The sequence below is a fragment of the Longitalea luteola genome, from assembly GCF_017356035.1.
Classification (GTDB): Bacteria; Bacteroidota; Bacteroidia; order Chitinophagales; family Chitinophagaceae; genus Niastella; species Niastella luteola.
Genome location: NZ_JAFIQX010000002.1, coordinates 765,308 through 782,949 on the forward strand (window position 1 = coordinate 765,308; position 17,642 = coordinate 782,949).

At 45.7% G+C, this 17,642-nt stretch carries 13 protein-coding genes; 6 read left to right on the forward strand and 7 right to left on the reverse strand.

The window, feature by feature from the left end:
• Positions 1–176: 176 nt before the first annotated feature.
• The 4 genes from uvrC to JUB15_RS07440 form a co-directional block, all read right to left on the reverse strand.
• Positions 177–1,988 (reverse strand): excinuclease ABC subunit UvrC, encoded by a 1,812-nt coding sequence (gene uvrC / locus JUB15_RS07425; RefSeq protein WP_207511830.1) that lies wholly within the window; start codon positions 1,986–1,988, stop codon positions 177–179.
• A 106-nt stretch (positions 1,989–2,094) separates the two neighbouring features.
• On the reverse strand, positions 2,095–2,700 hold the full coding sequence (locus JUB15_RS07430) for a hypothetical protein (protein ID WP_207511831.1): 606 nt from the start codon (positions 2,698–2,700) through the stop codon (positions 2,095–2,097).
• A gap of 287 nt (positions 2,701–2,987) precedes the next feature.
• Complete coding sequence (locus tag JUB15_RS07435) at positions 2,988–4,442, reverse strand: hypothetical protein (RefSeq protein WP_207511832.1); 1,455 nt, start codon at positions 4,440–4,442, stop codon at positions 2,988–2,990.
• A 68-nt stretch (positions 4,443–4,510) separates the two neighbouring features.
• Entirely contained in the window at positions 4,511–5,125 is a 615-nt protein-coding gene (locus JUB15_RS07440) for an RNA polymerase sigma factor (protein WP_242696231.1), read from the reverse strand.
• Between the two features lie 446 nt (positions 5,126–5,571).
• On the opposite strand from JUB15_RS07440, the gene JUB15_RS07445 reads away from it, so the two are divergent.
• Positions 5,572–7,413 carry a cytochrome c oxidase subunit I gene (locus JUB15_RS07445; protein ID WP_207511833.1) on the forward strand — a complete coding sequence of 614 codons (1,842 nt, stop codon included), beginning with the start codon at positions 5,572–5,574 and terminating at the stop codon, positions 7,411–7,413.
• Positions 7,414–7,608: 195 nt separating this feature from the next.
• Here the strand turns inward: JUB15_RS07445 and gpmI are convergent, their stop codons facing one another.
• The gene (gene gpmI / locus JUB15_RS07450) at positions 7,609–9,132 is read right to left on the reverse strand and encodes a 2,3-bisphosphoglycerate-independent phosphoglycerate mutase (protein ID WP_207511834.1); all 1,524 of its coding nucleotides are present in this window, start codon (positions 9,130–9,132) and stop codon (positions 7,609–7,611) included.
• A 140-nt stretch (positions 9,133–9,272) separates the two neighbouring features.
• Between gpmI and JUB15_RS07455 the strand changes: the two genes are divergently transcribed.
• From JUB15_RS07455 to JUB15_RS07465, 3 genes are all read left to right on the forward strand, one after another.
• Positions 9,273–9,662 (forward strand): DUF4783 domain-containing protein, encoded by a 390-nt coding sequence (locus JUB15_RS07455; protein ID WP_207511835.1) that lies wholly within the window; start codon positions 9,273–9,275, stop codon positions 9,660–9,662.
• Between the two features lie 169 nt (positions 9,663–9,831).
• On the forward strand, positions 9,832–10,686 hold the full coding sequence (nadC, locus tag JUB15_RS07460; protein WP_207511836.1) for a carboxylating nicotinate-nucleotide diphosphorylase: 855 nt from the start codon (positions 9,832–9,834) through the stop codon (positions 10,684–10,686).
• A 154-nt stretch (positions 10,687–10,840) separates the two neighbouring features.
• Positions 10,841–11,185 carry a translation initiation factor gene (locus JUB15_RS07465; protein ID WP_207511837.1) on the forward strand — a complete coding sequence of 115 codons (345 nt, stop codon included), beginning with the start codon at positions 10,841–10,843 and terminating at the stop codon, positions 11,183–11,185.
• A gap of 412 nt (positions 11,186–11,597) precedes the next feature.
• Here the strand turns inward: JUB15_RS07465 and JUB15_RS07470 are convergent, their stop codons facing one another.
• Positions 11,598–13,049, reverse strand: a complete 1,452-nt coding sequence (locus JUB15_RS07470; protein WP_207511838.1) for an NADP-dependent isocitrate dehydrogenase — start codon at positions 13,047–13,049, stop codon at positions 11,598–11,600.
• Between the two features lie 245 nt (positions 13,050–13,294).
• Between JUB15_RS07470 and apaG the strand changes: the two genes are divergently transcribed.
• The gene (gene apaG, locus JUB15_RS07475; RefSeq protein WP_081170573.1) at positions 13,295–13,681 is read left to right on the forward strand and encodes a Co2+/Mg2+ efflux facilitator ApaG/CorD; all 387 of its coding nucleotides are present in this window, start codon (positions 13,295–13,297) and stop codon (positions 13,679–13,681) included.
• Positions 13,682–13,907: 226 nt separating this feature from the next.
• Here the strand turns inward: apaG and JUB15_RS07480 are convergent, their stop codons facing one another.
• A complete protein-coding gene (locus tag JUB15_RS07480; protein ID WP_207511839.1) occupies positions 13,908–15,722 on the reverse strand; it encodes a peptide MFS transporter in 1,815 nt (604 codons plus the stop codon).
• Positions 15,723–16,312: 590 nt separating this feature from the next.
• Here JUB15_RS07480 and purD point away from each other — a divergent pair.
• Complete coding sequence (purD, locus tag JUB15_RS07485; protein ID WP_207511840.1) at positions 16,313–17,596, forward strand: phosphoribosylamine--glycine ligase; 1,284 nt, start codon at positions 16,313–16,315, stop codon at positions 17,594–17,596.
• Positions 17,597–17,642 lie beyond the last annotated feature (46 nt).

Genomic DNA, 17,642 nt, shown 5'->3' on the forward strand with positions numbered 1-17,642 from the left:
CGTTAAGCCTTCAGCATTAAACTATGAACTGAAAACTTTAAACTTTGAACTGTATTTGCGTTAAGCCTTCAGCATTAAACTATGAACTGAGAACTTTAAACTTTGAACTGTATTTGCGTTAAGCCTTCAGCATTAAACTGTGAACTGAGAACTGTAAACTTTAAACTGTATTTGCGTTAAGCGTTCTGCGTATTGAAGTAATTCTTTATCAATGTAGCTTTAGCGGTGCCAACAGCGGCCGATAATTCTTCGAGACTTAGCTCCTTTACCCGTTTTACCGACTTGAACTCCTTCAGCAGTTGTTCAGCGGTATTCTTGCCGATGCCCTTGATCTGTTCCAGCTCATTTTTAAAAGTGCCCTGGCTGCGTTTTTTGCGGTGAAAAGTAATACCAAACCGGTGCACCTCATCGCGAATAGAACGGATCAGTTTCAGGCTATCGCTGTTGTACGGCAGCTTTACCGATTCTTTGTCGCCGGGGAAAAAGATTTCCTCTTCATTCTTTGCAAGACCAACAACCGTCATTTGTCCCTGTAACCCAAGTTCGTTTATGCCTTCCAGTGCGGCGCCGAGCTGTCCTTTACCACCATCGATGATCACCAGTTGGGGAAAAGGCTGCTGCTCCAGTTGCAACCGTTTATAACGCCGGGTAACCACTTCTTTCATGGTAGCAAAATCATTGATGCCCTCCACGGTTTTTACATTGAAGTGCCGGTAATCTTTTTTGCTGGGCACACCTTCCTTAAAGCAGACCATGGCCGATACCGGGTAGCTGCCCTGGAAGTTGGAGTTATCGAAACATTCAATATGCAGCGGAACAGCCGGCAGCTGCAGATCGCGCTGCAATTGCTCCAGCACTTTATGTTTTATTGAATCATCCTTGCCATCGAGCTTCAGCATTTTCCGTTGCCGGATCTCTTCCTTGAAATAATTCACGTTCATGGCTGCCATATCGAGCAGCTTCTTTTTATCACCGGCCTTAGGTACGGTGACTATGATCTCCGGTTCATCATATTCAATATCAAAAGGAACAATGATCTCGGGCGACAGGCTGTTGAATGTCGTACGCAATTGCGCAATCGCGAATGACAATATTTCTTCAATGGGCTCATCCAGGTGGGTTTCCCATTGTGAAGTATGGGTTTGAACGATGGTGCCATTCTGCATCATCAGGTAAGTGACATAGGCGGTATCGCCATCGCGCAGAATGGAAAACACATCGGCATTGCCAAGATGCCTGCTTACGATCACCGACCGGGCCTGGTATTGTTCCAGGTGTTCGATCTTTTTGCGCAGTATCTCCGCTTTTTCAAAAGCCAGGTTCTCGGCGGCCTCGCGCATTTCTTTTTTAAAATGTTGTATAACCGGACCCAGGTTGCCTTTCAGGATATTGCGCAATTGCTGCAATCCCTCGGCATAGTTCTCTTCGGTTTGCAGGCTTTCACAGGGGCCTTTGCAATTGCCCAGGTGATATTCAAGGCACACTTTGAATTTGCCTTTGGCAATATTGCCGGGCGTAAGGTTCAGCTTGCAGGTACGCAGCTGAATATTGGCCTTCACAAAATCGAGCAGCTCACGCACTTTGGCTACCGAGGTAAAAGGGCCCAGGTATTCGGAGCCGTCGTTGATCTTGCGGCGGGTGAGGAATACGCGGGGGAAATTCTCTTTCTTGATAACAATATAGGGATAGGTTTTATCATCTTTCAGATTGATGTTAAAACGCGGCTGAAACTGTTTTATAAGCGAATTCTCCAGCAAAAAGGCATCTTGTTCACTTGGCACAATAGTGAACTCTATACGCTTTATACGCTGAACCAGCTCATGTGTCTTGTAAGAGGTGAACGTTTTGGTAAAGTACGAGCTCACCCGCTTGCGGAGGTTCTTCGCCTTGCCTACGTACAGCAGCGTGTCCCCCGAATCGAAATATTTGTAGATACCGGGCTCAACCGGTAAAGTAGGTGCAATAAGTTGAAATTCCTGTGATGTCATAAAGTCTACTACTGTTCTGGCAACCTCATTAGCTGTTACATACCACCATTCAAGTTAGCAGTTTCCGGTTAGCTGTTCGACCCGCCAATTGCCAACTGCTCACTGCCTACTCCCCAAAGTACTGCGGATCCCAGATCACTTTTTCCATAGAAGTAACAGCCGGCCCGTCCTTTGGTTGCCGGATGGTCACAATATAGTAGTATGCCTGCATTTTCCAGGTCAGTTTTTGAGAAATGGCCGTATCGCCGCTGTTAAATTCCCTTTCCATATAAATGCGGTTCACTTTGTCGGTGGTCAGGCTGGGCTTCAGGTACACCATTACATTCTGTAAACTGCCGGCAGGCTGTTTGGGCGAATAGATGAAATTCAGCATCTGGGTGGTTTCATCCATCAGGGAATGTTCTTTGAAATGTTCCTGGAACGAAGCGGAATCCAGTTCCGGGATCAGGAACTGGCTGGCCAGCTTATGAAATTCCGGTAACCGGATATAGGTTGAATCTTTTTTACCCCCGATACTCACTTTACGCAAAATACCCCCTGAAAAAGAATCTACCCGGGCAATATCCATCTGAATGAAATCGGCCACCGGTAAGTACTGGCTGTTGGCCAGGGTGTCCTCCATCAATTGCTCGGTGCCTTCGGCTGGTTTGGGGCTTTGTTTACAGGCTACGGCCAGCATAAAAAGGGCCGGAAACATTAAATATAGCTTCATCAAGTAAAATTATTGAATTCCGATATTGTGGGCGAATGATAGCGAAAAGTACGATTCCCGATTTCTGATTTCTGATTTCGAGATTTTGAGATTTTGAGATTTTGAGATTTTGAGATTTTCTTATGTTCAGCCGCCCAATAGATTGCCAAATGTCTGAATTTTTAAATCTCGAAATCTCAAAATCTTGCGATCTCAAAATGGCAAAATGAGAGATCCTAAAGTTGAAGAATGCAAAGTGGGTCACCTTTGACAGCGACCCACTTTGTTGAAGTAATACACTTCGAAGCCTAGCGGATAGTTTTGGTTACGCCTATCTTGATACCGTATTCAAACAGGTGCTCGCGGATAGGGTATTCCTTGATATAACTCGATAATAATTGGTATCGTACTTGCGGACCTACCTGCCATTTCAGGTCGCCGGTCTTATAAGAGATGAATGCTTCGGTGCTGGTATTTATGTTCCATCTTCTTACCAGGCTTGGTTCGGTGGCGTATTTGTAATCGGCGGTTATGAGATAGGTGTTCCGGTTCAGCAAATAAGTAGGCTGAATGGTTCCGCCAATGCCCACCTGAATCTTATCATTCCCCAGCAGGTTTACTTCAAGCCCTATTGGAGCCGACAACTGGAAGTACTGGTTGTGCAAATTCTCCACGGCATCTCCCCCAAAATTGCGGTAGCGGGTGTAGGACGTCAGTTGCCCGGTAACAATGCCATAATTAGAGTTGAGGGCAAACGTAGCCGGTTCATATGCATAAGAGCTATACGCCTGAATATCGTAACGGATGTAGTTGAACTGCAATCCTGCCTTCAGCGTAAAGGTCTTGTTCACGGTATACAGTATGTTTGAACCCACTTCAAAGCCAAGGGCTGGTTTATGGTTCACCAGTTTTTCGGGATCACCGGTTATGATGGGAGCGAGTGGCAGCGTTTTAACATCAGAAGGATAGTTACGTCCTTTTAATGTACGGTAGTTCATAGTGGGTGAAAAGGTCAGCTGCCAGCTATGCCGCCTTGTTTTAGGTACGGCCAGTTCATAAACGGCATTATGTGCCAGCCAGTTTACGCGCTTGTTATCTTCCCGGGCGTCCTGTGTATTGGCTTCCAGCTTCGATGCATCAATAGCGCTGGCGCCCGCTAAAGAGGCAGGGGCAGGCACCTGGGCAGCGGACGGCGCAACGGTTGGCTCCTGGCTGCCTTCGTATTGTTCAGCAGTGGCTTCGGGTTCCGATAATTTTTTAGCCTGCCAGTCATGCAGGTTGTAGACCATTGCCTGGTTATTGTAGGCAACGGGATGATGACTGGCCACATCCGGGGCAGCGGTAACAGCGGCGATCTCCGGCCGTTCCATATTGATCACTGCGGCCTCGCTGCGATCAGGGTTGAGCACAAAGTTCCGTTGATTCGTATTGTTGTTGTCTGTAGCGCTCTGTTTCGGATTGCCAAATGGTACGATAACAGCTTTCGGTGTTGATTCAGCTGTTTCAGTTGTTGCATTCGCAGGAGTGGAAGCGTTGTTGCCAGTAATAGCCCGGTCGGCTGTTGATGGTGTGATAAATTCAATGAAGGTATAATAGCCAACGGCAGACAGGAAAAGAATTAAACTAAACCAATACCACTTTCTGTTGGGGTGCAGCGAACGGTGTATACCTTTCCACACCTTGTCAGAAGGATACATTTTATACTGGTCAGCTTTTTCTTTCAGCAGTTCTTCAATATCCTCGTTGTAAAAACCTCGCTCCATATCATTTGTGTTTGTACGGGATGTTTTTCATAGGGTTGTATAGTATCAGTTCGGTATGATGTTTTGGTTTATCTCCCTGCTGCTACACCTAACCAATTGATCTTTTCTTTGGGCCGCATGATAATTTTCTTCTTCACCAGTATGTCTTCAAGCATTTGTTTGGCCCGGGTATATTGCGAACGGCTGGTACTTTCTTCGATATCCAGCATTTCGGCAATTTCCTTATGCGAATAACCTTCGATAGCATACAGGTTAAGTACGGTACGGTACCCTATTGGCAGGATGCGAATGCATTCTACCACCTGTTTTGCCTGCACTATCGACGGCACTGATTCTTCGCGCACCTGGATGCTGGTTGCATGAATGATATCGACGCTTTCGTTGAACTTCTTGTTCTTTTTGAGATGGTTGATACAGGTATGAACTATGATCCGCCGTATCCAACCCTCAAATGCTCCTTTGTTCTGGAAGGTGTGTATCTGCGAAAACACCTTGATAAATCCTTCCTGTAACATATCTTCAGCATCTTCCCGGTGGTGGGCGAACCTGTAACAAACAGACAACATCTTGGGACTATACCGGTGGTACAGTTCCCGCTGGGCAGTTGTGTCGTTACGTAAACAGCCTTGTAAAATGGCGTCGTCGGTCATATTAACCGTTTGGTTGCCCTGTAATTTAGACAAAATTTTGATGTAATTGCTGCGCTATTTATAAAAAATTACTGCCTTTCGATAAGAACTTTAACCTCCCCAATGCCCGCCGGAACGCACTTTTACATTGTTTACCGCCTGATTCGTTATGAATTTCATTCGATTATACATAAAGCGGGTCTGCCGGTCCTTTTCCGGCCACAGGGCATAACCCGACACTTAACTTAAGTCAGCCTATACGGGAGCTTCGGTTTGAACACAGGAGTGCTTCCCGTATTTGATAATAAAGTTGAAACCATCGTTAGTTTGATTCGGTTGTTTGTTTGAGTTATAGTTCAGTGGCGTAAGTTTTGCTGCTTACCAGATACCGGTTTTACTAATCGTGCCACATACATCTGGAAACTGGTTTTTCCCTCAAGAATATAAGATTTCACGGTAGCTCTTTTCGAGAAAAATATTCTACTAAATAAACTTGAATTATGGCACATGAGGTAGAGCGGCATACAGGCGAGGCCGCATTGATAGACGTTCACAATGGACACGGGCACGCTGAGCATGCACAATCGTTCTGGACTAAATACATTTTCAGCCAGGACCATAAAATGATAGCACGGCAATTTTTGATCACTGGCATGATATGGGCTATTATCGGGGCCGCCTTTTCGGTCCTGTTCCGGATACAGCTTGCATTTTCCGGCGAACAATATCCTATATTAGAAACGCTGTTTGGCCACTGGGCCGCCGGTGGCACGATCAGTGCAGAGTTCTATTACGCCCTGGTAACCATGCACGGTACCATCATGATCTTTTTTGTATTGACGGCCGGCCTGAGCGGCACCTTTGCCAACCTGCTTATTCCGCTGCAATGCGGCGCCCGCGATATGGCGTCGCCTTTATTGAACATGCTGTCTTACTGGTTCTTTTTTGCAGCCAGCGTAGTGATGCTGAGCTCGCTGTTTTTGCAAACGGGTCCGGCCAGCGGTGGCTGGACCGCCTATCCACCCCTGAGCGCCCTCGGCGATGCACAGCCCGGTTCACGCCAGGGAATGGACTATTGGCTTATCTCGCTCGGCTTATTTGTTGTAAGTACTTTGCTTGGCGGCATTAATTATATTTCCACTATTTTGAACCTGCGTACCAAAGGCATGACGATGATCCGCCTGCCATTAACGGTGTGGTCATTGTTCTTTACTGCTGTTTTAGGCCTGTTGGCATTCCCCGTTCTATTATCGGCTTTTATCCTCTTACTTTTCGACCGGCATATGGGCACCAGCTTTTACCTGAATGAGATCTTTATAGCCAATACCGGACAGGCTTTACCAAATGAAGGGGGCAACGCCATCTTATACCAGCACCTGTTCTGGTTCCTGGGGCATCCGGAAGTGTATATTGTGATACTACCAGCCATGGGTATTGCATCGGAAGTGATCAGCGTCAATGCGCGGAAACCGATCTTTGGCTATTCAGCAATGGTAGGCTCCCTGTTTGCCATTGCCATATTATCGTTCCTGGTATGGGCGCATCACATGTTCGTGTCGGGAATGAATCCTTTCCTGGGTTCTGTGTTCGTGCTGCTGACCCTGCTTATCGCTATTCCATCTGCTATAAAGGTCTTTAACTGGCTGGCTACATTATGGCGGGGAAATATTCGCTTTACCCCGGCCATGTTGTTTGCCATCGGGTTTGTAAGCATGTTTATTTCCGGTGGTCTTACCGGCATCTGGCTTGGGAATTCAACGATTGATATACATGTACATGATACCTACTTCGTTATTGCGCATTTTCACCTGGTAATGGGTGTGGCAGCCATGTTCGGCATGTTTGCCGGGATCTATCACTGGTTCCCGAAAATGTTTGGCCGGCATATGAACGCAACATTATCTTATATTCACTTTTGGATAACACTGGTGGGCGCCTATTGCATCTTCTGGCCCATGCATTATTTAGGGCTTGCAGGTGTGCCACGGCGTTACTTCGACTATAGCCAATGGAATTCATTCAATCATTTTGACGGCGTAAATAAGTTTATCACCATTGCATCAATAATTGTTTTTGCCATTCAGCTGCTTTTTGTATTCAACTTCTTTTATTCCATATTCAAGGGAAGAAGGGTAGGCACCATGAACCCGTGGCAGGCCAATACCCTGGAATGGACTACACCAATATTACCACCCCATGGCAACTGGGAAGGGGAGATCCCGGAAGTGCATCGCTGGGCCTATGATTATGATAAGGATGAAAGGTCTTTTATACCGCAGACGGAGCCGGTTGGGGATGCTGAGGGGGTGAAACATGAAGTAGGAAGTACGAAGGAAGTATGAAGTAGGAAATACAATCCCGGGTGTAAGAAATAGGGAGTAAAAAGATCTGACTTTCTTCTCCCCATTTCTTGTTTAAATCAAACGTTTATAATCATTTTACAAAACATCATACTTCTTGCTTCCTGCCTCTTACTTTGCTTTGTTATAACCATATAAACCTGAAATTAAAGCAGGCTCGGATAACAGCGCCTGTCTTTAAATCAAGACTTCGCCCGTCATTTCAGGAGGAATGGGCAGCCCCATCATGGAAAGGATGGTTGGTGCAATATCACCCAGCTTGCCGGGTTTTATGGTTCCTTTAAAGTTTTTATCTATGATGAACAATGGCACAAGGTTCATGGTATGTGCTGTATTGGGTGTACCGTCTTCATTGATGAGGTAATCAGCGTTACCATGATCGGCAGTCAGGAAGATCGTATAGCCATGTTCGAGCGCAGCAGTAACAACCCGCTCAACGCATTTGTCAACTGTTTCAACGGCTTTGATAGCAGCAGAGAAAACACCGGTATGGCCCACCATATCGGCATTGGCGAAGTTCAGGCAAATGAATTCAGCGGTTTCTTTTTCAATTTCCGGAACAATAGCATCGGTTACTTCAACGGCGCTCATCTCTGGTTTCAGATCGTAGGTAGCTACTTTCGGGGAAGGGATCAATAAGCGGCGTTCCCCGTCAAACGGGGTTTCGCGACCCCCGCTGAAAAAGAAAGATACGTGGGGGTACTTCTCGGTTTCGGCTATACGTATTTGTTTCTTGCCATTATTGGCCAGGATCTCACCAAGCGTATTGTTCAGGTTGTCGTTCTCAAAAACCACTCCTACGTTTTTGAACGTCTTGTCGTATTCGGTCATGGTCGTATAGTTCAGCGACAATTTTTTCATGCCGAAATCGGGCATATCGGTTTGCGAAAGCACCTGGGTGATCTCGCGGCAGCGGTCGGTACGGAAATTAAAGCAAATGACTGCATCGCCCTCCTGGATGGTAGCCAGCGGTTTTTGATCGGCGCCAGAAATAATAGTTGGCTTTATAAATTCATCGGTAACGTTAGCCGCATACGATTGTTCAATAGCTTTCAGGGCATCGGTAGCTTTTTCGCCGATCCCATTCACCAATGCATCATAGGCAAGCTTTACGCGTTCCCAACGTTTATCGCGGTCCATGGCATAATAGCGGCCGCTTACAGAAGCAATTTTACCGGTGGTTTCGTTGAGGTGTCGTTGTAAGTCGGTCACATAACCCAGGCCGCTTTTGGGATCCGTATCGCGGCCATCGGTAAAAGCATGGATGAACACATCCTGTACGCCTTCTTTGGCGCATAAAGTTACCAGTGCTTTCAGGTGATTGGTATGTGAGTGCACGCCCCCATCGCTCACCAGTCCAATCAGGTGCAAAGGTTTTTTATTGTCTTTGCTGTAGCGGATGGCATTTAACAACACTTCATTTTTGAAGAAAGAACCATCGCGTACAGCTACATTGATCCGTTGTAATTCCTGGTACACAATGCGGCCTGCGCCCAGGTTCAGGTGGCCTACTTCGCTGTTGCCCATTTGGCCATCGGGTAGCCCTACCAATTCGCCGCAGGTAGTTAAGGTTGTGTTAGGATATTTTGCGTAAAGAGAGCTTACAAAAGGAGTATTGGCGTTTTGAATAGCATCTGAAGATTTAACCTTTCCGAGGCCCCAACCGTCCATGATGACCAATATGGTCTTATTAGTTTGCATATAACGTAGTGATTGTGTTTGGTTTGTTACAGAAAGCTGCAAAGGTAATGCAATGCTGCGGTAGTACTAATTTTTGGCAGCATTCTTACTTTGGCATATTTTTAGCGAATTTAGCGGTGAAAAGTAAAAATTGCACATTTATGAAAAAGTATCTGGGATTTGCGATAGCAGCCATTTCGCTGGTCCTGGTGTCATTTTCACCCCTTTATTCTATTGACGACGTAGTAGCTGCTATGAAAACCGGCAACGCCACCCAATTATCTAAGTATTTTGATAACCGGGTGGATCTTTCTCTGCCGGGTAAAAGCGACAATTACAGCAAAAGCCAGGCTGAAATGATCTTAAAAGACTTTTTTGCCAACAACACTGTAAAGAACTTCGTAGTGAAACATAAAGGGGAGCAAAATGGTTCCCAGTTCTGCATCGGTTTACTGCAAACCAAAAATGGCAACTTCCGCACAAAATTCTTTATGAAGCAAAAGGGCGACCAGCAGGTTGTTCAGGAGCTCGGATTTGAGATCATGGAGTAGGATCAACAGGCATCAGACCATTGGCAATCAGCAACAGGCCAGGGAAAAACGTCTTATGTGTGAGGTACCGGGTAAACCTGGTGCCTAAGTGATTTTTTGCCCATTGCGTATTGCCGCGCCCGAACGACTTTCAGGCGGTCGGGCATTGCCAATTGATTACCTTTGTGGTATGCTTACATTCAATGAACAGCTCCATCATTTAATTGAATCTGCCTTGCAGGAAGATATCGGCGATGGCGATCATTCAACCCTGTCAGTTATTCCTGCAGATGCAAAAGGTAAAGCTGTGTTAAAGATCAAGCAGTCAGGCACCATAGCCGGTATGCAGGTGGCTGATGCTATTTTCAGATACAAGGAGCCTTCCGCCCGTTTTATCGCTTTTAAAAAAGACGGCGATTATATGGAAGCAGGTGAAAACGCTTTTGAAGTGATCGCTTCCATTCATACCATACTGCAATGCGAACGGCTGGTGTTGAACTGTATGCAGCGGATGAGCGGTATTGCCACCCTTACCCGTTCTTATACCGACCGGCTAAAAGGATATGCCACCCGTTTGCTGGATACCCGTAAAACAACGCCCGGTTTTCGTTTACTCGAAAAAGAAGCTGTACGCATCGGCGGCGGCCATAACCACCGCATGGGGTTGTACGATATGATCATGCTGAAAGATAACCACATCGATTATTGCGGCGGGTTGGAGAAGGCCATTGAAAGAGCTTATACCTATGTAAAGGAGGTTAAGCCCGGGCTGAAAATTGAAGTGGAAACCCGCAGCCTCGATGATGTAAAGAAAGTAGTAGCGTTTGGTAAGGTAGACCGCATTATGCTGGATAACTTTACGCCGGAGATGCTTTCACAGGCTTTGAAAATAATAAACAATCGGTTTGAAACAGAAGCCAGCGGCGGCATTACGCTGGATAATATTACCGATTTTGCCGCCACCGGCGTAGATTATGTAAGTGTTGGGGCGCTTATTCACCAGGCGGCGAGCTTGGATCTAAGTCTTAAGGCTGTGATTGTTTAATGGCAATTGCGAAGGCGATCGATATGATAATTGTGCAGCGCCTCAGTTATTAACTTCAAATTTTGAGCTATTCACCATTGACCATTCACCATTCACCATTGACCATTGACCATTGACCACTGACCACTGACCAACTCAAAAAAGTAATGAAGCGATGAGCAAAAAGAATAAATCTGATAACCGGGGTTTCGTATACAGTACCGATCCGAATTTCAAATTTGAAGAAGAGCAGAACGCTGTGCAAACCCTGGCGCCCGAGCACCAGAAATTGCGGGTATGGTTAGATACCAAACAACGCGCTGGTAAAGCAGTTACATTGATCACCGGTTTTATTGGTACCACTGATGACCTGGAAGACCTGGGCAAAAAGCTGAAGAATTATTGCGGCACCGGCGGTTCGGCCAAGGATGGGGAAATAATCATCCAGGGCGATCAGCGCGAGAAAGTAATGCAGTGGTTGTTGAAGAATGGATATAAGAATAGTAAGAAAGCGGGCTGAGTCAATAGGCAATAAGCAATGGACAATTGACAATATCGTAAACCCTAATCCCTACACATGTTCGAGATTTTTCTTTTTTATTTAGGCGTGATCTTCACGCTGATCATGCTTGTGTTATTCGGCTTTTTGGTAATGTATATGGTGATCTCCTTAAAATTGCTAAGAGTCAGTAATAAAGAAGATAATATAAATAAAAAGCAAAGTGCACAAAGATCATTATTGCTCTCTGTCTCAGGTATGGTACTCCTGTTTTTTCTATGGATGATTATAATATTTTAAGTTAAGTTTTTTTATAGGCTTTATATAATGCAAAAGGATCGCCACATTTCTAATGTCGCGATCCTTTTGCTTATTGTCAATTGCCTGTTGTCCTTTGTCTGTTGTGTATTGTCTATTGCCTGTTGCCTATTGATTACTGTCCGGCCGCAGAACTATACGATTTCTTATCACCCCACATGTTCAGTAATTCAAGAGAAGCGATCTTGAAGTCACCACTTAAACTAACATACAGGCCTATTACATCCTGCTGGTTCAGCGGATAATTATCAATGCTTTCGAAACGCACATTGTATTGGTTCACCAGGTTCGTGTAAACAGATCCGGTAGGCCATACCTGGGTACCCCGGTTGCTGATGTTAATGAGGTTGAATTTCACGCCCGCATGACGCTGGCATTTTTTAGCAATAGCGTCTGGCTGCTCATTACTTTCAATGAACATATCAACACCGATGATCTTTTCATTCTCAATTTCTTTCGACTCCAGCATGGTATTCCTTTCAAGCTTCAAAGGTGTAGGCGTGCCCGGTTTATTGGCTAATAATTCCTTGGCGTTCAGCTCAGGCGTTTTACCAAAGTTGCTGATGATGGCATCGGCAAACTGGGTGGTATTAAGGCTTGGCTTGGTTTTATCGCCGAAATCACCGGTGTGTATGCCCTGCTCTAGCGTATACAGCAGTGCATTTTCGATCACAGCTGCATTTTCTGTAAGGCCCAGGTGACGAAGCATAGCAAAGCCACTTAATAACAATGCGGTCGGGTTGGCAATGTTTTTACCGGCGATATCTGGCGCCGTACCATGCACCGCTTCGAAAATACAAATGTGATCGCCGATGTTGGCGCTGGGCGCAAATCCCAATCCGCCTACCAGGCCCGCACAGAGGTCAGATACGATGTCGCCCTGCAGGTTGGTCAACACCACCACATCAAAGGTATCGGGGCGGGTAACCAGTTTCATACACAGGTCATCAACGATGATATCATCTGCTTTTAATTCAGGATATTCTTTCGCTACTTCATAAAAACATTCCAGGAACAGTCCATCGGTAATTTTCATGATGTTTGCCTTATGACCACAGGTTATGCGGCGGGCATTCTTCTGGCGGGCCATTTCAAATGCATACCTGATCACCTGTAAACTACCCGGGCGGGTAATGAAGCGGCGGCTCAATGCCACGTCGTGTGTAAGCATATGTTCAATGCCACCGTATGTATCTTCAATATTTTCACGAACTACTGTAATGTCGATGGGAATGCCTGCTTTTGAGAAAACCGTATCAACACCGTGCAGGGTTTGAAAAACGCGTTTGTTGGCGTAGGTATTCCAGGTTTTGCGGGCAGTAACGTTTACGCTTTTAACACCCTTGCCTTTAGGCGTTTCCATGGGGCCTTTGAACAATATACCGAGCCGCTCAATGGTTTGCTGGGCTTCGGGCGTCATACCATTAGAAAAACCTTTATCGAATACCCATTTGCCCATATCTACCATTTCGTATTCAAGGGGCACTTTATTGGCATCAAAAATTTTTAAAACGGCACTCATGATCTCGGGTCCTATGCCGTCGCCTTTAGCCACTGCAATTTTCATGTGTATTTAGTTTTTGTTTTTACAATTAAAGCCATGCTAACTGGTCGCAATAACCATGAAATTATTACATGTTAATAATGAATTGGTTATCGCAAAAGTTCCATATTATGATATTAATTTCTGGCCGATGTGAATAAATCCGGGGCAAAATTAGCTATAAACCCCACAATTCATATTAAAACGTGAATAATTGCTATGGCTGGCTTTTATTTTTGACTATCTTTAAATTCCAAACTGATAGCGTAATGGTTTCAAAGATTTCCGAAGGCATTGAAATAAGTGTCGAAACGTTTTACCAGCCCGATTATTCCAACCCTGTATCGGGAGAATATATGTTTGCCTATCGGATAACTATTGAAAACCACAATAACTTTCCGGTTAAACTGCATCGCCGTCACTGGTATATCATCGACAGCAATGGCACCAACCGCGAGGTGGAAGGAGAAGGCGTGGTAGGTGTTCAACCCACGCTGCAACCTGGCGAACGTTATCAATATGTAAGTGGTTGCAACCTGCGCAGCGAAATGGGTAAAATGCATGGCACCTACCTGATGGAGAACCTGCTGAATAAAACTTCGTTTGATGTAAATATTCCGGTATTCGAAATGATCGTTCCGTTTAAAATGAACTAGGGCGCAATGCGCAGTTGGTGAGTTAACCAGTTGGCAATTTCAAAACTCACGCACAATGGCAAAGTCCCGATAATTAGAAATACTTACTTATAGAAAAGTCATCCGGATCATCCGGATGACTTTTCGTATTTATCAACTATTTAAATTTTTTAAAGTATGCGAACAGTCGCAGGCTTTTAAGCTTGTGATTCCCTTATCAACCAGTCAACTTATCAACTAGTCAACTTTACCTAACCCCATGCATCATCTTCTTCAGCAACGGCGTTAACGCATATAACAGGGCGGCGGCCGCACCGCAAAGAATTACAAATACCATGAAGAATTCATACAGGTTATGAATGGTAAACCCGGCAAAAGTAGGGTAAGTAACCGGGATCTTTTTCTCAGCCAAAAATGCCAGTTGTTCACTGGTAGGCTGAATGGTTTTATCGAGAATGCCCTGTAAATTGATGCCTTTTTCAGCAGCTGTTTCGTATTTGTCGCCAGTCGGTGGTAACAGGGCGCCCAGCGTTCCGGTCAATGCATAACCGGCCGCGTTGCCCAGGAACCAAACACCCATCAATAAAGAACCAAAACGTTTGGGCGCCAGTTTGGCAACCAGCGATAAACCAATGGGTGATAAACACAATTCACCCCAGGTATGCAGCAGGTATAAAATGATCAGCCAGATGATGCCGATCTTGTCAGAAGTTTGTAGTCCCTTCACCTGGGTGGCGATAATAAAATAACCCAATCCGATCAGTAAAAGACCAATGGACTGTTTGACCGTAGAAATTGGTTCCAGCCCTCTGCGCTGTAGTTTCAGCCACATGATGCTGAAAGGGATGGCGAATAACACCACAAACAAGCCGTTGAAGATTTGTACCATACTTGGCGGCATTGCCCAGCCAAAAATACGCGTGTCGGTTTGTTTGTCGGCAATGAAGGTAAGCGAGGAGCCGCTCTGTTCAAAAGCCGACCAAAAGAAGATCACAAAGAATGCAACCACGTATAGTACCAATATCCGTTGGGTTTCAACCCTGGTAAGCGATTTATCGGTTAAGATAAAGATGGCCAGACTTAACCCGGCTGCGTATATAAAAGGATATACATAAGTTTTAATAGGCGACAGGCCGAGCGCCTTGAAATAAGCGCCGATGGTTGAACCACCTTCCGTGCTCACCAGCGGATACTTTATGCTATCCCATGATAAGTATTGAATAGAAAAATAGAAGATCACCAGTAAGCCGAAAAGCAATACTACCGACGTAGTGCTGAATTTGGCCTGGGAGGCTTCACCTTCATGAACAGCGTTTTTGTCGGGTCTGGCGCCAATAGGTTCACCCGTTGGCGTAACTACGTATTTATTTTTCAGAAAGAAGAAGATGATGGTGCCCAGCATCATGGCAATACTGGCCGCCAGGAATCCCCATTTGAAGGCAGTAAGGTCACGGATCACCTTTGCGGTGCCATCAGATTGTTTAACGGTATGCACCACGTCGCCCACCAGCGGACAAATAAACTGGCCGAGGATCGCGCCGAGGTTGATACCCATATAAAAGATAGTGAACGCTGAATCTAGTTTGCTTTTTTCATGTTTTGGGTACAGCTGACCCACCATGGAAGAGATGTTCGGTTTAAAGAAACCGTTCCCGAAGATCTGTAAACCCAGGGAGGTCCACATGAGGGTCTTTGCTGTTTCGAGGTTCGACCCAAAGACACTGGCGCTGGCAAAAAGCACGAGCTGACCGATAGCCAGAATAGCACCACCTAATAAGATACAGTTCCGGTTGCCCAGGTATTTGTCGGAAATATAACCGCCCAGCATAGGGGTGAGGTAACAGAGGCCCAGATAGCCACCATAAATAATGGAAGCGCTTTCCTCTCCCATCAAAAGGGCCTGGGACAGAAACAGCGCCAGTACGGTTCGCATCCCGTAGAAGTTGAACCGTTCCCACATTTCGGTGGCAAATAAAACGCCCAAGCCTTTGGGATGCCCTTTTGAAGGCACATTTACTTCGTTAGCGATTACATCGGGGTTAATTGTAGCAGTCTGAGCCATACAAACATGTAATTTTTGTTTTTAATCAAGCAATCGTGAGCAGTATTTAACGGCCCAAAATAGCGATTAATTTTATATGGCTAAAAAGAGAATGTTCGGTGGTTTAGCCAATTTTAGCATTTTCTTAAGAGCTTTTATTGCCCAATTTCTTTGGATCTGCGCAGCTGTACTTCCGTTAGGTTGTGGTTTGGTTGTGGTTTGGTCAGGGTTTGGTTAGGTTTACCTTTCCTTTACCCCTTAGGTTACCAAAAGGAGATGAAAAGGTAAAGGCAATATTACCCTAACCAACAGGCAACCAGAACCAGGGGAGATGAAAAAGTAACCCGGAGGTAATGAAAAGGAGAAGAGGAGGTAAAGAATACCCGAAGAATACCTAAGACAGGGGTAAAGAAAAGGTAACCAGGAGGTAAAGCCATAATTTATGCGCTATTGCAAATCAATATATTGTGAAATGGCGAGGTAAACAAGAGGTAACCAGGAGGTAAAGCAGCCCGATACATCCGGTTTATTTTGTACGTATAGAATTAAAATTCATTAATCCCCCCTGAATACCGAAATTCGCCGCGGCAAAACTACTTCACTTATTAATCATGAATATTTTACTCTTAGGTTCTGGTGGCCGTGAACATGCTCTGGCCTGGAAGCTTGCACAAAGCAAACAATGTGATCAGCTGTTTATTGCGCCGGGTAACGCCGGAACGTCGCAGTATGGTACCAATGTAAATTTATCGATCACCGATTTTGGTGCTATCAAACAATTTGTACTGGACAAGGAAATTACCTTATTGGTGGTAGGGCCCGAGGAACCACTGGTGAAAGGCGTAACCGATTTCTTTAAGAAAGACGAACAGCTGGGCCGCAAAGTGCTGGTGATCGGTCCTTCGCAATATGGCGCCCAACTCGAAGGCAGCAAGGCCTTTGCTAAAAAATTCATGATGCGGCATGGCATTCCAACCGCCGCCTACCGCGAGTTTGATGAAAGGAACTATGAAGAAGGTATACCGTATTTGCAGCAACATGCATTACCTATTGTATTAAAGGCCGATGGTTTGGCTGCCGGCAAAGGGGTGCTCATTTGCCAGTCGCATATTGAAGCGGTTGCCGAATACGAACTGATGCTGCAACACAGCAAGTTTGGTGAAGCCAGCAGGAAAGTGGTGGTAGAGGAGTTTTTAAATGGGATCGAACTCAGTGTGTTTGTGCTTACCAATGGCAGCGATTATGTGATACTGCCCGAAGCTAAGGATTATAAACGGATCGGCATGGGCGATACCGGACTGAACACCGGCGGTATGGGCGCGGTAAGTCCCGTTCCGTTTGCCGATGCCGCCTTTATGCAAAAAGTAGAAGAGCGGGTAATAAAACCTACGGTTCGCGGGTTGGAGAAAGAAGGCATTGATTACACCGGGTTCATATTCTTCGGCCTTATTAAGGTGGGCGAAGAACCGTATGTTATTGAATATAATTGCCGCATGGGCGACCCGGAGACCGAAGTCGTAATGCCCCGCCTGAAAAACGACCTGGTGGAACTGTTCACTGCCGCCGGCAACGGTACACTTAAAAATAGCAAGATCGAACAGGAAAAACGGTATGCCTGTACCGTAATGGCCGTGAGTGGCGGTTATCCCGGCAACTATGAAAAAGGATTTGTTATTGAAGGTTTGAATAAACCACTGCCAGCCGACAGCCTGATCTTTCATGCAGGCACTGCCGAAAAAGATGGCAAGGTTGTTACCAGTGGCGGCCGCGTACTGGCGGTAACTTCTTATGGTAACACAGTTAGCTCAGCCGTGGTTAAATCAAAGGAAGTGCTGCACCAGCTGTCATTCGAGGGCATGTATTTCCGCCAGGATATCGGGTTTGAATTTGAATAAAACGCAGAACGCTCAACGCCGAACGCGGAACGCAAGACCCGGAAAT